Origin of the sequence: Streptomyces antarcticus (assembly GCF_026627255.1) — a bacterium.
GTDB lineage: Bacteria > Actinomycetota > Actinomycetes > Streptomycetales > Streptomycetaceae > Streptomyces > Streptomyces antarcticus.
In genome coordinates, this window is sequence record NZ_JAPNLM010000025.1 from 90,177 (window position 1) to 102,797 (window position 12,621).

The 12,621-nt window shown below is 72.9% G+C and carries 13 protein-coding genes and 2 pseudogenes; 9 read left to right on the forward strand and 6 right to left on the reverse strand.

All coding sequences use genetic code 11. The annotated features are described in order from the left end of the window. Positions 1-82: 82 nt before the first annotated feature. Complete coding sequence (locus OTB16_RS30280; protein WP_030012729.1) at positions 83-478, reverse strand: cell division protein SepF; 396 nt, start codon at positions 476-478, stop codon at positions 83-85. 160 nt (positions 479-638) lie between these two features. Here OTB16_RS30280 and OTB16_RS30285 point away from each other — a divergent pair, with 160 nt between their 5' ends. Both OTB16_RS30285 and OTB16_RS30290 read left to right on the forward strand, forming a co-directional pair. Further along, positions 639-1,385: a DUF2470 domain-containing protein gene (locus OTB16_RS30285; protein ID WP_267724303.1), complete on the forward strand. Its 747-nt coding sequence runs from the start codon at positions 639-641 to the stop codon at positions 1,383-1,385. Positions 1,386-1,449: 64 nt separating this feature from the next. Then, complete coding sequence (locus tag OTB16_RS30290) at positions 1,450-2,370, forward strand: NADP-dependent oxidoreductase (RefSeq protein WP_267724305.1); 921 nt, start codon at positions 1,450-1,452, stop codon at positions 2,368-2,370. Between the two features lie 61 nt (positions 2,371-2,431). On the opposite strand, the pseudogene OTB16_RS30295 reads toward OTB16_RS30290, so the two are convergent. Next, positions 2,432-3,007, reverse strand: a pseudogene (locus tag OTB16_RS30295) (LLM class oxidoreductase); the annotation flags it as partial. Between the two features lie 21 nt (positions 3,008-3,028). On the opposite strand from OTB16_RS30295, the gene OTB16_RS30300 reads away from it, so the two are divergent. From OTB16_RS30300 to meaB, 4 genes are all read left to right on the forward strand, one after another. Next, positions 3,029-3,202 carry a hypothetical protein gene (locus tag OTB16_RS30300; protein WP_267724307.1) on the forward strand — a complete coding sequence of 58 codons (174 nt, stop codon included), beginning with the start codon at positions 3,029-3,031 and terminating at the stop codon, positions 3,200-3,202. Positions 3,203-3,264: 62 nt separating this feature from the next. Further along, a complete protein-coding gene (locus OTB16_RS30305) occupies positions 3,265-5,121 on the forward strand; it encodes a methylmalonyl-CoA mutase family protein (protein ID WP_267724309.1) in 1,857 nt (618 codons plus the stop codon). After that, positions 5,118-7,307, forward strand: coding sequence for a methylmalonyl-CoA mutase (scpA, locus tag OTB16_RS30310; protein WP_267724311.1), 2,190 nt, complete (start codon positions 5,118-5,120; stop codon positions 7,305-7,307). Before OTB16_RS30305 ends, scpA begins: the two co-directional genes overlap by 4 nt. A 10-nt stretch (positions 7,308-7,317) precedes the next feature. Further along, positions 7,318-8,301, forward strand: coding sequence for a methylmalonyl Co-A mutase-associated GTPase MeaB (meaB, locus tag OTB16_RS30315; RefSeq protein WP_267724313.1), 984 nt, complete (start codon positions 7,318-7,320; stop codon positions 8,299-8,301). A 202-nt stretch (positions 8,302-8,503) separates the two neighbouring features. Here meaB and OTB16_RS30320 read toward each other — a convergent pair whose 3' ends face one another. Then, positions 8,504-9,505: an asparaginase gene (locus OTB16_RS30320; protein ID WP_267724315.1), complete on the reverse strand. Its 1,002-nt coding sequence runs from the start codon at positions 9,503-9,505 to the stop codon at positions 8,504-8,506. A gap of 135 nt (positions 9,506-9,640) precedes the next feature. Here OTB16_RS30320 and OTB16_RS30325 point away from each other — a divergent pair, with 135 nt between their 5' ends. Further along, entirely contained in the window at positions 9,641-10,096 is a 456-nt protein-coding gene (locus OTB16_RS30325) for an Lrp/AsnC family transcriptional regulator (protein WP_267724317.1), read from the forward strand. Positions 10,097-10,372: 276 nt separating this feature from the next. On the opposite strand, the gene OTB16_RS30330 is transcribed toward OTB16_RS30325, so the two are convergent. After that, on the reverse strand, positions 10,373-10,726 hold the full coding sequence (locus OTB16_RS30330; RefSeq protein WP_267724364.1) for a DUF2399 domain-containing protein: 354 nt from the start codon (positions 10,724-10,726) through the stop codon (positions 10,373-10,375). Continuing rightward, positions 10,660-11,685: pseudogene (locus tag OTB16_RS30335) on the reverse strand (APC family permease); the annotation flags it as partial. The pseudogene OTB16_RS30335 and the gene OTB16_RS30330, both read right to left, overlap by 67 nt. Positions 11,686-11,830: 145 nt before the next feature. Here OTB16_RS30335 and kdpF (OTB16_RS30340) point away from each other — a divergent pair. Then, complete coding sequence (gene kdpF / locus OTB16_RS30340) at positions 11,831-11,920, forward strand: K(+)-transporting ATPase subunit F (RefSeq protein WP_267724319.1); 90 nt, start codon at positions 11,831-11,833, stop codon at positions 11,918-11,920. Positions 11,921-12,032: 112 nt separating this feature from the next. On the opposite strand, the gene OTB16_RS30345 is transcribed toward kdpF (OTB16_RS30340), so the two are convergent. After that, on the reverse strand, positions 12,033-12,158 hold the full coding sequence (locus OTB16_RS30345; RefSeq protein WP_267724321.1) for a hypothetical protein: 126 nt from the start codon (positions 12,156-12,158) through the stop codon (positions 12,033-12,035). 373 nt (positions 12,159-12,531) lie between these two features. On the opposite strand from OTB16_RS30345, the gene kdpF (OTB16_RS30350) reads away from it, so the two are divergent. Then, complete coding sequence (gene kdpF / locus OTB16_RS30350) at positions 12,532-12,621, forward strand: K(+)-transporting ATPase subunit F (RefSeq protein ID WP_267724323.1); 90 nt, start codon at positions 12,532-12,534, stop codon at positions 12,619-12,621.

Sequence of the window (12,621 nt, forward strand, 5' to 3'; positions counted from 1 at the left end):
GTCGGTGGCGTCCATGCGCCGGACGGTACGGGCCGCCGGACCCCCCGAGGGCCCGGCGAACCGTTCCGTCGCGGCGGTCTTCCTACGATCGGGGGACGGCGGCGGCCGCGATCCCCTCGACCTCGGTCCCGACCGGAGCCAGCAGGAAGACGTTCCGGTCGACCCGGTGCATCCCGCTGCCCAGTCCGAAGACCACGCCACTGCTGAAGTCCAGGATCCGCTTGGCCACTTCGCTGTCGGCGCCGGTGAGGTCGAGCAGCACCGGGATCTGCGCGATCAGGTACTCGGCCACCTCGCGCGCGTCCGCGAAGATCTGGACCCGGATCACCACGAAGCGGCGCTGCTCGGCCGCGGAGGCCCCGGGCGCCGTGGGGATCGTGCGGTGGTCCACCCGCGAGGGCCATTCGTTGCGACTGCGCAGGGGGACCACCTGCGCGAGCCCCTCCCACTGTTCGTCGGTGACGTCGTACCTGCTCACCGGACCGCCTCGGCCCTGCGCTTCATGTGCATCCCCCCATCCTCTCGCGTTTCACTCGTTCAGCCCAACAGCGACACGAACCGGGCGGGTACCCCACCCTCGCGCAGCGTAGGTTAGGTTAGGCATACCTAACCCGTTCGGGACGATGGAGAAGATCCGCATGCGCATGTCCGGTGCCCCTGCCAACCCGGCCGCCCAGCCCGCGCCCGCCGCCCGGCCCACCGACGCCGAGCGGGTCCGGTCGATCCTGGCCGCCGCCCACTCCATGACCGTGGTCGCCGACGGCCTCCAGACCGAGGTCCGCCACCTCGACGGCACGGACGTCCTGGGCCGGCTGCACCTGCACCCCGCGGCGCCCGCGGCGGGCAACCCGCCTGCCGTCCCGCACGACGAGCGGCCCTCGATCCGGCTGGAGTTCACCGACATCGCGCCCACCCCCGTACGCGACCGGGTGCGCGCCCGGGTCACCGTCCTCGGCCGGCTGCTCACCCCGTACGCGCAGGCGAGCACCGGGGACAGCACCTGCATGGAGTACGGCCAGGCCATCCTGGAGACCGCTGACGGCTTCTCCTACATCAACCTCGAAGAACTCGACGAGGCCTGCCCCGACCCCCTCGCCCCGTACGAGGCCGGCATGCTCACGCACCTCCTCGACGACCACCCCGACCTCGTCACCCTGCTCCTGCGCCTGGTCGAGCCGCTGCCCACCGCCGCCGTCCTGCGCGCGCTGCCGGTGGCCATGGACCGGTACGGGATCACGCTGCGGCTGGAGGAGCGGCGCCGCCACCACGACGTACGGCTGGCCTTCCCCTCCCCGCTGGACCACGTCGAGCAGTCGGGCGCGCAGATCCAGGCCCTCTTCAGCGCGGCCCGGCGACGCTCGCACCGCAACACCCTGCCCGCCTGAACCGCCGCGGGGCCTGAGCCCCGGCGGGGAATATCCCCCCGGCGGCGCCCTGTTGTCGGTGATCATGAAGGCCATCGCGTACAGCTCATACGGAACTCCCGCTGAACTGGAGCTCGTTGAGGTAACCGAGCCCAAGGTCGGACCGGGCGAGGTCCTCGTCCGCGTCAAAGCCGCCGGGGTCAACCCGGTCGACTGGAAGCTCGCCGCCGGATACCTCGACCCCATCCTCGAAGTCCGCCACCCCGTCATACCGGGCTGGGACGTCGCCGGGACCGTAGAGGCCGTCGGCGCCGACACCTTCGACTACGCGGTGGGCGACGAGGTCTACGGCTACGTCCGCAAGGAGTGGGTCGAACTCGGCACCTACGCCGAACTGGTCTCCGCCCCCGTCCGCACGCTCGCCCACAAGCCCCGCGAACTGAGCTTCGAGCAGGCCGCCGGCATCCCGCTGGCCGGGCTCACCGCCTACCAGTCACTGACCCGCGCGGGCCTCAAGGCCGGCGAGACCGTACTCATCCACTCCGCGGCCGGCGGCACCGGCTCCTTCGGCGTACAGATCGCCGTCGCCCTCGGCCTGCGCGTCATCGGCACGGCCGGCGCGCACAACCACGACTACCTGCGCTCGCTCGGCGCCGAGCCCGTCCTGTACGGGGAGGGCCTGGCCGATCGCGTCCGCGCGCTGGCCCCCGAGGGCGTCGACGCGGGCCTCGACTTCTACGGGGACGGCGTGATCGAGGTGCTCCAGTCGCTGGTCAAGGAGCGCCACCGGGTGGTGTCCATCGCCGACTACGAGGCCGCGGCCAAGGGCGCGCACCAGCTGTGGGTACGCCCGGACCACGCCGACCTCACCTTCCTCGCCGGGCTCGCCGACGCGGGCCGGCTCACGGTCAACGTCGAGCACGCCCTGCCGCTCGCGGAGGCGGCGCGGGCCTGGGAGCTGAGCGCCGCGGGCCGCACCCGCGGCAAGATCGTCCTCACGGTCTGACCGGCCACCGTGGCGGGGCGGGACCGCACCCGCCCCGCCACGGCTCAGCGGGCCCGGTCCGTCAAGCGCCCGCCCGCGCGTGGCGGTTGGCCGGGCGCGGCAGACCGTAGTTCTCGCGCAGGGTGCGGCCGGTGTACTCGGCGCGGAAGAGCCCGCGGCGCTGGAGGATCGGCACGACCTGGTCGACGAAGTCGGTGAGACCGGTGGGCAGCACGGGGGCCATGATGTTGAAGCCGTCGGCGGCTCCCTGGGTGAACCACTGCTCCAGCTGGTCGGCGATCTGCTCGGGGGTACCGGCGAAGACGCGGTGGCCGCGGCCCGCGCCGAGGCGGGCGATCAGCTCGCGCAGGGTGAGGCCGTCGCGGCGGGCCAGTTCGGCGACCAGGGTGAAACGGCTCTTGTTGCCGTTGATGTCCCGCTCCTCGGGCAGCTCGGGCAGCGGGCCGTCGAGGGGGTGGCCCGACAGGTCGGTGCCGAGCATGCCGGAGAGCTGGGCGAGGCCGTACTCGGGCACCTGGAGCTCGGTGAGCTGCTGCTCGAGGGTCTTCGCCTCGGCCTCGGTGGACCCGATGACGGGGGCGATGCCGGGCAGGACGAGCAGGTCGCCCTCGGCACGGCCGCCGTACCGGGCGAGGCGAGGCGAGGCGAGCTGTCGAGCGTGCTGCACGGCGGCTATCTCGACGAGATCCGCGAGGCGGCCGCTGCCCTCGCCCGCGCCCCCGGCGACCCCGGGCGGATCGTCCCGCCGCACGCCGGACCCGCCGTACTGCCGGGGGCGGCGGCGACCGTCCTGCTCGGTCCGCTCTTCCGTGACCCCTCCCACCTCACATGAGAGGGGGAGATCACATCGGGTGGTCCTGGTTGTTCCCTGGGCGCCCCCCTAGCATTCGAGCCATGACGGTCCTGCCTGATGACGGGCTCTCCTTGGCCGCCGAATTCCCTGACGCGACGCATGAGCAGTGGCAGCGCCTGGTAGAAGGCGTGCTGCGCAAGTCGGGCAAGGAAGTTTCCGGCGAGGCAGCGGAAGACGCGTTGTCCACCACGCTCCAGGACGGGCTCACCACCCGCCCGCTGTACACCGCGCCCGAAACGGCTCCCGACACCGGCTTCCCCGGCTTCGCCCCCTTCGTACGGGGAGGCAGGGCCGAGGGGAATGCCGCGAACGGCTGGGACGTGCGCCAGCGGCACCAGGGCGCCGACCCCGTACGGGTGAACGAGGCGGTCCTCGCCGACCTGGAGAACGGGGTCACCTCCCTCTGGCTGACCCTCGGCGACGGCGGCCTCCCCGCCGAGGCGCTCCCCCGCGCCCTGGAGGGGGTCTACCTCGACCTCGCGCCCGTCTCCCTCGACGCCGGCGCCGACTACGCCCGGGCCGCCCGCGCGCTGCTGGACCTGTACGCCGAGCGCGGGGTGGCCCCGGAGGCCGCCCGTGCGAGCCTGGGCGCCGACCCGCTGGGCCACGAGGCCCGTACGGGTGAGGCCTTGGACCTCGCCGGCGCCGTCGAGCTGGCCCGGGAGGCCGCCGCCCACCCCGACGTGCGCGCCCTGACCGTGGACGCGCTGCCGTACCACGAGGCCGGCGGCTCGGCCGCCGAGGAGCTGGGCCTGTCCCTGGCCACCGGGGTCGCGTACCTGCGCGCCCTCAGCGACGGCGGACTGGACACCGAAGCGGCCCTCGGCCAGCTCGAGTTCCGCTACGCGGCGACCGCGGACCAGTTCCTCACCATCGCGAAGCTGCGTGCCGCCCGCCGTCTGTGGGCCCGGGTCGCCGAGGCCTGCGGGGCTCCGGGGGCCGGCGCCCAGCGCCAGCACGCCGTGACCTCGCCGGTGATGATGACCCGCCGCGACCCCTGGGTGAACATGCTGCGCACCACCGTCGCCTGCATGGCGGCGGGTGTCGGCGGCGCGGACTCCGTCACCGTGCTCCCCTTCGACCACGAGCTGGGCCTGCCGGACGCCTTCGCGCGCCGCATCGCCCGCAACACCTCCACGATCCTGCTGGAGGAGTCGCACCTGGCCCGCGTGATCGACCCGGCCGGCGGCTCCTACTACGTGGAGCGCCTCACCGACGAACTGGCCCACGCCGCCTGGGAGTTCTTCCAGACCGTGGAGAAGGCGGGCGGCCAGGCCGCCGCCCTGCGCTCCGGCCTGGTCGCCGACCGGATCGCCGCCACCTGGGCCGAGCGGTCCGAGAAGCTGGCCAAGCGCCGCGAGCCGATCACCGGCGTCAGCGAGTTCCCGCTGCTGTCGGAGAAGCCGGTCGTACGCGAGCCCGCACCCCCGGGACCCGCCGGCGGCCTGCCCCGGGTCCGCCGCGACGAGGCGTACGAGGTGCTGCGCGCCCGCAGCGACGCCCACCTGGCCGCGACCGGCGCCCGGCCGCGGATCTTCCTCGCCGCGCTCGGCCCGGCCGCCGCGCACACCGCGCGGGCCACCTTCGCCTCGAACCTGTTCCAGGCGGGCGGCATCGAGCCGGTGCACGACCCCGTGTCGGTGACGCCCGCAACGGCCGCCGCGGCGTACGCGGCGAGCGGCGCGGACGGCACCGCCGTGATCTGCTCCAGCGACGTACTCTACGAAGAGCAGGCCGAGGCGGTGGCCGCCGCCCTGCGCGCGGCGGGCGCCACGACCGTGTTCCTCGCCGGGAAGCCCGGCACCGCCGCGGAAGCGGTGGACGCGTACGTCTTCGCCGGTTGCGACGCGGTCTCCGTACTGTCCTCCGTACTCGACCGGATGGGAGTCACGTCGTGAGCGGCATCCCCGATTTCTCCGAGCTGGCGCTGGACGGCGCCGGCCCCTCCGCCGGCTCCGAGGACCAGTGGCGCGCCTCCGTGAAGGAGTCCACCGGGACCGCCCCCGGCGACCTGCTGTGGGAGACGCCCGAGGGCATCGGCGTACAGCCGCTGTACACCGGGCGCGACCTGGAGGGCCTGGACTTCCTGCGGACCTACCCGGGCGTGGCCCCGTACCTGCGCGGCCCGTACCCGACGATGTACGTGAACCAGCCCTGGACGATCCGGCAGTACGCCGGCTTCTCCACGGCCGAGGAGTCGAACGCCTTCTACCGGCGCAACCTGGCCTCCGGCCAGAAGGGCCTGTCGGTCGCGTTCGACCTGCCGACGCACCGCGGCTACGACAGCGACCACCCGCGCGTGACCGGCGACGTCGGCATGGCGGGCGTGGCGATCGACTCGATCTACGACATGCGGCAGCTGTTCGACGGGATCCCGCTGGACAAGATGTCGGTGTCGATGACGATGAACGGCGCGGTGCTGCCCGTCCTCGCGCTGTACATCGTGGCGGCGGAGGAGCAGGGCGTCTCCCCCGACAAGCTCGCCGGGACCATCCAGAACGACATCCTCAAGGAGTTCATGGTCCGCAACACCTACATCTACCCGCCCAAGCCCTCGATGCGGATCATCTCCGACATCTTCGCGTTCACCTCGCAGAAGATGCCCCGGTACAACTCGATCTCCATCTCCGGCTACCACATCCAGGAGGCCGGGGCCACGGCCGACCTGGAGCTGGCGTACACCCTCGCCGACGGCGTGGAGTACCTGCGGGCCGGGCAGGCGGTCGGGCTGGACGTGGACGCGTTCGCGCCGCGCCTGTCGTTCTTCTGGGCGATCGGCATGAACTTCTTCATGGAGGTCGCGAAGCTGCGCGCCGCCCGCCTGCTGTGGGCGCGCCTGGTCAAGCAGTTCGACCCGAAGAACGCCAAATCCCTCTCCCTGCGCACCCATTCGCAGACCTCGGGCTGGTCCCTCACTGCGCAGGACGTCTTCAACAACGTGACGCGCACCTGTATCGAGGCGATGGCCGCGACGCAGGGGCACACCCAGTCGCTGCACACCAACGCCCTCGACGAGGCGCTCGCGCTGCCGACGGACTTCTCGGCGCGCATCGCCCGCAACACGCAGCTGCTGCTCCAGCAGGAGTCGGGGACCTGCCGGTCCATCGACCCCTGGGGCGGCAGCGCGTACGTCGAGAAGCTGACGTACGACCTGGCGCGGCGGGCCTGGCAGCACATCCAGGAGGTCGAGGCCGCCGGCGGCATGGCGCAGGCCATCGACGCCGGCATCCCGAAGCTGCGCGTGGAGGAGGCCGCGGCCCGCACGCAGGCCCGGATCGACTCCGGCCGGCAGCCGGTGATCGGCGTCAACAAGTACCGGGTGGAGACCGACGAGCAGATCGATGTCCTCAAGGTCGACAACTCCTCCGTGCGCTCCCAGCAGATCGCCAAGCTGCGGCGGCTGCGCGAGGAGCGCGACGAGGCGGTCACCCAGGACACCCTGCGGGCGCTGACGAACGCGGCGGGCAGCGGCGAGGGCAACCTGCTGGCGCTCGCGGTGGACGCGGCGCGCGCCAAGGCGACCGTGGGCGAGATCTCGGACGCCTTGGAGAAGGTGTACGGGCGCCACGCCGGCCAGATCCGTACGATCTCGGGTGTGTACCGCATGGAAGCAGGCGAGTCCCCGGCCGTGGAGCGCACGCGCGCCCTCGTCGGCCGGTTCGAGGAGGCGGAGGGAAGGCGTCCGCGCATCCTGGTCGCCAAGATGGGCCAGGACGGCCACGACCGCGGCCAGAAGGTGATCGCCACGGCCTTCGCCGACCTGGGCTTCGACGTGGACGTCGGCCCGCTGTTCCAGACCCCGGGGGAGGTGGCCCGCCAGGCCGTCGAGGCGGACGTCCACGTGGTGGGCGTCTCGTCGCTGGCGGCCGGCCACCTGACCCTCGTACCGGCGCTGCGCGAGCAGCTGGCGGAGGAGGGCCGCGAGGACATCATGATCGTCGTCGGCGGGGTCATCCCGCCCGCGGACGTGCCCACCCTCCTGGAGATGGGCGCGACGGCGGTCTTCCCGCCCGGCACGGTCATCCCGGACGCGGCCCACGACCTGGTGACGCGGCTCGCCGCGGACCTCGGGCACGAGCTGTAGGCGGGCGTCGATGCCGAAGATCGACATCGAGGCCTACGCGAAGGGGGTCCTCGACGGGAAGCGTGCGTACGTGGCGCGCGCGATCACGCTCGTCGAGTCCACCCTGCCCGCCCACCGGGCGCCGGCGCAGAAGCTCCTGACGGAGCTGCTGCCGCACTCGGGGCGCGCCCGCCGGATCGGCATCAGCGGGGTGCCGGGGGTGGGCAAGTCCACGTTCATCGACGCGTTCGGCACGATGCTCACGGCGCTGGGCCACCGGGTGGCGGTCCTGGCCGTGGACCCCTCCTCCACCCGTACGGGCGGCTCCATCCTCGGCGACAAGACCCGGATGGAACGGCTCGCCGTGGACCCGGCCGCCTTCGTGCGGCCCTCCCCGTCCGCGGGGACGCTGGGCGGGGTCGCCAAGGCCACCCGTGAGTCGATGATCGTGATGGAGGCGGCGGGCTACGACGTGGTCCTCGTCGAGACGGTCGGCGTGGGCCAGTCGGAGACCACGGTCGCGGGCATGGTGGACTCCTTCCTCCTCCTCACCCTGGCCCGTACGGGGGACCAGCTCCAGGGCATCAAGAAGGGCGTCCTGGAACTCGCCGACGTCCTGGCCGTCAACAAGGCGGACGGCCCGCACGAACGCGAGGCCAAGACGGCGGCACGCGAACTGGCGGGCGCCCTGCGCCTGATGCACCCGTCCGACGCCGCGTGGACACCGCCGGTCCTGACGTGCAGCGCCCGGGAGTCGGCGGGCCTGGACGAGGTGTGGAACCGCCTCGAACAGCACCGCACGCTGCTGGAGGCGGGGGGCCGGCTGGCGGCGAAGCGGGCGGCCCAGCAGGTGGAGTGGACCTGGTCGATGGTCCGCGACGAACTGCTGGCGCGGCTGCGCGCGGACCCGTCCGTCCGGGAACTGGCGCCGGCCCTGGAAGCGGCGGTCCGCGAGGGCACGGTAACGGCCACCTCGGCGGCGGACCGCATCCTCGCGGCCTTCACGGGCACCTGACCCGCCCCGGCGGCGCCAAGCAGGGCGATCCGGCCGCACGGGGCACTTTCAGCCTCGCCGGCGTTTGAGGCGCGGGGTCCGGGGCCGCGGCATCACGCAAGGGGGCCACACCCAGCCCCGCCGGCGATTGAGGCGCGGGGCCCGGGGCGGAGCCCCGAAGGCCCGGCCCCGGCCCCGGCAAGGGCAAGGGCAAGGGCAAGGGCTACGCCCCGACCAGCACCGACCCGGCGGAGCCCAGCGCCTGCCGCAGCAGCCCGGTCCGCTCCACGGGATCCTCACTGCCCAGCAGCGCGGCCAGCACCGCGATCCGCGCCTGCCCGGCCCGCAGCGTCCCGGTCGGTACGGCGCCCGCGGCGACCAGGTCCACGGCCCCGCCGTGCGTGTAGATCTCGGTGACCGGCCCGGCGGCGACCCGCGTGGTCAGCGCGACCAGCACCCCGCGCCCGATGGCGGCCTTCACCGCGTCCACGATCTCCGGCGTCGCGTTGCCCGCGCCGGTCCCGATCAGGACGATGCCCTGCGCCCCGGCGTCGACGGCCGCGTTCAGCAGCACCGGGTCGCCGTCGGCGTGGTGCATGACCATGTCGACCCGCGGCGGCACCTCCGGCATCGCGGGCAGCCGCAGCGGGGCGGACCGCTGCGGCGGGCGCAGCGTGGTGACCTTGCCGAAGCCGACCTTCCCGAACAGCTCGGCCGAGGGGTCGGCGAACGCGTCCAGGGCCACGGCCTGCGTCTTCACCGTGCCGCGGGCCGCGTGCAGCCGGCCCGCGAAGGCGATCAGGACGCCGAGCCCGCGCGTGGTCGCGGCGGTCAGGAGCGCGTCGTACAGGTTCCCGGGGCCGTCCCCGTCGGCCGTGCCCATGGGACGCTGCGAGCCGGTGAACACCACGGACCGCTCGTCGTGGTGGTGGAGGTCGACGAGGAACGCCGACTCCTCCAGGGTGTCGGTGCCGTGCGTGACGACGATCCCGTCGACCCCGGGGTCGGCGAGCACCTCGTGGACGGTGCGCAGCAGGGTGAGCTGGTGGGCGGTGGTGAGCCGGGGACTGTTCACGCTGAACAGGTCCACGAGCTCGACGGTGACGCCCTCGGGGAGCGGCGCGGTGGCGACGACCTCGCTCCCGTCGGCGTCCGCGGCGAAACCGGAGCCCTGCCACCGGCTGGCTATCGTCCCGCCGGTGCTGATGACGACGATCCGTCCCATGGCCGTGGCCGTCCTTCCCTCACGCGTGCATGGCTCGTACAGGTGTACTGCAACCAGCAATGATAGAGAGATCTACGCGCAAGGCGATTGCTTCTTTGACCCCTCCCGTCACACTCGATACGGGATAATTGCGCAATGGACGCCATTGACCGAGATATCTTGCGCGAGCTCCAGGCCGACGGCCGCCTCAGCAACCAGGAACTCGCCCAACGGGTGGGCCTGACCCCCTCCCCCTGCATGCGCCGCGTACGCCAGCTCGAACAGGACGGCGTGATCCAGGGCTACCGCGCGGTGATCTCCCCCGAGGCGGTCGGGCGCGGCTTCGAGGTGCTCGTCTCGGTGGAGGTGCGCCGCGACCGCGAGGCGGTCGAGGCCTTCGAGGCCGCCCTCCAGCACATCCCGGACGTGATCGAGGCGTACCGCCTGTTCGGCAGCCCCGGCTGCCTGCTGCGGATCGCGGTGGCGGACCTGCGCGCGTACGAACGCCTGTGGATCGAGCAGCTGACGGCCCTCTCGGGGGTCACCGAGGTCAACTCCCAGATCATCATGAAGCGCATCAAGGACCACACGGGCCTACCGGTGAACCTCTGACGCCGCCCCGCGCCCCGCGCCCTCGCCGGCAGCCTGGCCTGGGTGCCGACCGGCACGCCGCCGCAGGACGGGCCCCACACCGGGGGCAGCACACCGGCCGTCGGCACCGAACCGCCGAGCGCCGGCACCAGGGCGACCGTTGCCGCCATGACCGCACTGATCACGGGCAGGGTGGCCCGCGGGGAGCGGCCGGCCCCGGCGCCCGAGCCGGAGTTGCCGCTGACTCCTGCGGCCAAGAGCACAGGCATCGGTCGTGGCCGCAGGTCCGTATCGTCGTCACGCGAGGTCGGACAGCAGCACGTCGAGGACCGTCTCCTCCTCGACCCGGACGGCGAGCTGCAAGAGGGCCTGCCGTAGATCCGGGTCCCACGGAGCCTCGGCCGGATGCCCTGCGAGCGCCGGGCCGTCAGGCCTTGCGAGCGCCGCGGCGCGGTAGTCGGCTGCCGTGTAGCGCCAGGGCCGCCAGGGGACGCAACGCAGCAGTACGGAAGCGATGCGGAGCCCGCCCCAGTCGAAGTCTCCGTGGTAAAGCAGTGTTGCCCCACCCTCGTGCAGGTGCCGCAGGGGACGAGGGTGTTGGTGTCGCCTCCGGAGAAGGCGAGCAGAGCGGCGGAGATTAGGCCCAGCCAGACCACCCCGTGGCGGTGCACCTGGCGGTCCGCCTTGAGGGCGAAGACGTGCGGCAGGTAGTTGTCTCGGGCGAGCAGGCTCATGAGCACCGGGAGCCCGCCGAAGGAGGTGTTCGCGGCCAGCGCCAGCAGCACCATGGTCGCGAACTGGACCACGTAGAAGGCGGCGTTGTGCCCGAACGAGGCGTCCGCCAGCTGGGCGAGAACGGTCACGCCCTCGACCGGCTGGAGGTGGAAGCGGCCGATCAGCACCGACAGCCCGATCAGCATCACGCCGAGCAGGGCGCCGAGGGCGACCTCGGTGCGCTGGGCGCGCCGGGCGGCCGGGGCCCGGAAGGACGGCACCGTGTTGGCGACCGCCTCGACGCCCGTCAGGGCGGAGCAGCCGGCCGCGAAGGCCTTCAGCAGCAGGAGCGCGCCGACCGCGGTGGCCCCCTCCCCCAGGGCGGAGGCGTGCCCCGCGGCCGAGGCGGTGCTCACCGGACCGTCGCGGAAGAGGCCGACCGCGACCATGGTCAGGATCGCCCCGACGAACACGGCGGTCGGTACGAGGAAGGCCTTGGCGGAGTCGACGACCCCGCGCAGGTTCACCGCCGTGACCAGGACCAGGACCCCGAGGCAGAGCCACACCCGCTCCCCGTAGAGCTCGGGGAACGCCGAGGTCAGCGCGGCGACGCCGGCGGTGACGGAGACGGCCACGTTCAGCACGTAGTCGAGGATCAGCGAGGCCGCGGCCACCAGACTCGTACGCCGGCCCAGGTGCTTCTTGGCGACGGCGTACGAGCCGCCGCCGTCCGGGAACGCTGCGATCACCTGCCGGTACGAGGCCACCAGCACGGCGAGCAGGGCGGCGATCGCGAGGGTGACGGGGAGGGTGAACCCGAGGCCGTAGGCCCCGGCTGCCGCCAGGACCAGCACGATCGACTCGGGGCCGTAGACGACATACGCCCGCCGCCCCACTCTTCACGCGCTCCTGACGCCGGGGCCGGAATGTCGTATGAGGTGCGTCAAGAGCCCGCCAGGGCGCGTGGCTGCCCCCGCGTCCGAGGGCACGCTGGATGTGGGCGACGCAGCCCGAGCGCACACATCGAAGGAGAAGCAGCGGATGGACGCGGAAAACGTGGTCGGGCTCATCGTCGCCCTTGCCCTGCTCGGCTACCTCGTGGCCGCTTTGATCAGGCCCGAGAAGTTCTGATCCGAGGCGCCGCCGCCCTCCGGACAGCAGGCATTCCCTGTCCGGCTACCGACTCCACGACCCTGCCGCCCTGCTCGCGGGGCGCGGGGCCCCGTTCCTCGTGGCGCTCGCGCTAGCTCTCGCGCTCGTGCCGCGCCGTGCCGTGCCGCGCCGTGCCGTGCCGCGCCGTGCCGCGCCGTGCCGTGCCGTGCCGCGCCGTGCCGTGCCGTGCCGTGCCGTACGGAGTCTCCGTGGCCACTTCTACGGCAGCTTCCTCCTCGACCCGCTCCCCGGACACCCCTGCCGCCCGGAGGGGCCCGCATCGTGGCTGTCGCCCTGTCCGCGCGGCCGGGCCCGGCCCTGGACACGACAGGCCCCTCCCACCCGGGCTGAGCGGCGGTGCACGGCCTCGCGCGTAAGGACGCCATCAAGAGTTCCCCCGTGTCCGTATGGAGCCCGTCAAGGTGGCTTAACGCCGGGGTGAAGACACGGTTATGTCGTCATCAGCCAACTGGCTGATTCATTTCTTCCCACTTCACTCAGGAGCTCGCGATGGCCGATCTGGCCTTCGTCGTCACCACGGTCGCGGTGTTCGCGCTGGTGGCTGTCATCGCCCGGGGGGTGACCAAGCTGTGACTGTCGAGAACGTCGTCGGCCTCGTCGTAGCCGTCTCCCTCCTCGGTTACCTCATCCTCGCCCTCGTGTACCCGGAGAGGTTCTGA

Excerpts from the sequence above, each read along its gene's own strand:
- OTB16_RS30285 (WP_267724303.1), top strand. The coding sequence starts at position 639 with ATGCGCATGTCCGGTGCCCCTGCCAACCCGGCCGCCCAGCCCGCGCCC.
- OTB16_RS30290 (WP_267724305.1), top strand. The coding sequence starts at position 1,450 with ATGAAGGCCATCGCGTACAGCTCATACGGAACTCCCGCTGAACTGGAG.
- OTB16_RS30305 (WP_267724309.1), top strand. The coding sequence starts at position 3,265 with ATGACGGTCCTGCCTGATGACGGGCTCTCCTTGGCCGCCGAATTCCCT.
- meaB (WP_267724313.1), top strand. The coding sequence starts at position 7,318 with ATGCCGAAGATCGACATCGAGGCCTACGCGAAGGGGGTCCTCGACGGG.
- OTB16_RS30320 (WP_267724315.1), bottom strand. The coding sequence starts at position 9,505 with ATGGGACGGATCGTCGTCATCAGCACCGGCGGGACGATAGCCAGCCGG.
- OTB16_RS30325 (WP_267724317.1), top strand. The coding sequence starts at position 9,641 with ATGGACGCCATTGACCGAGATATCTTGCGCGAGCTCCAGGCCGACGGC.
- kdpF (WP_267724319.1), top strand. The coding sequence starts at position 11,831 with ATGGACGCGGAAAACGTGGTCGGGCTCATCGTCGCCCTTGCCCTGCTC.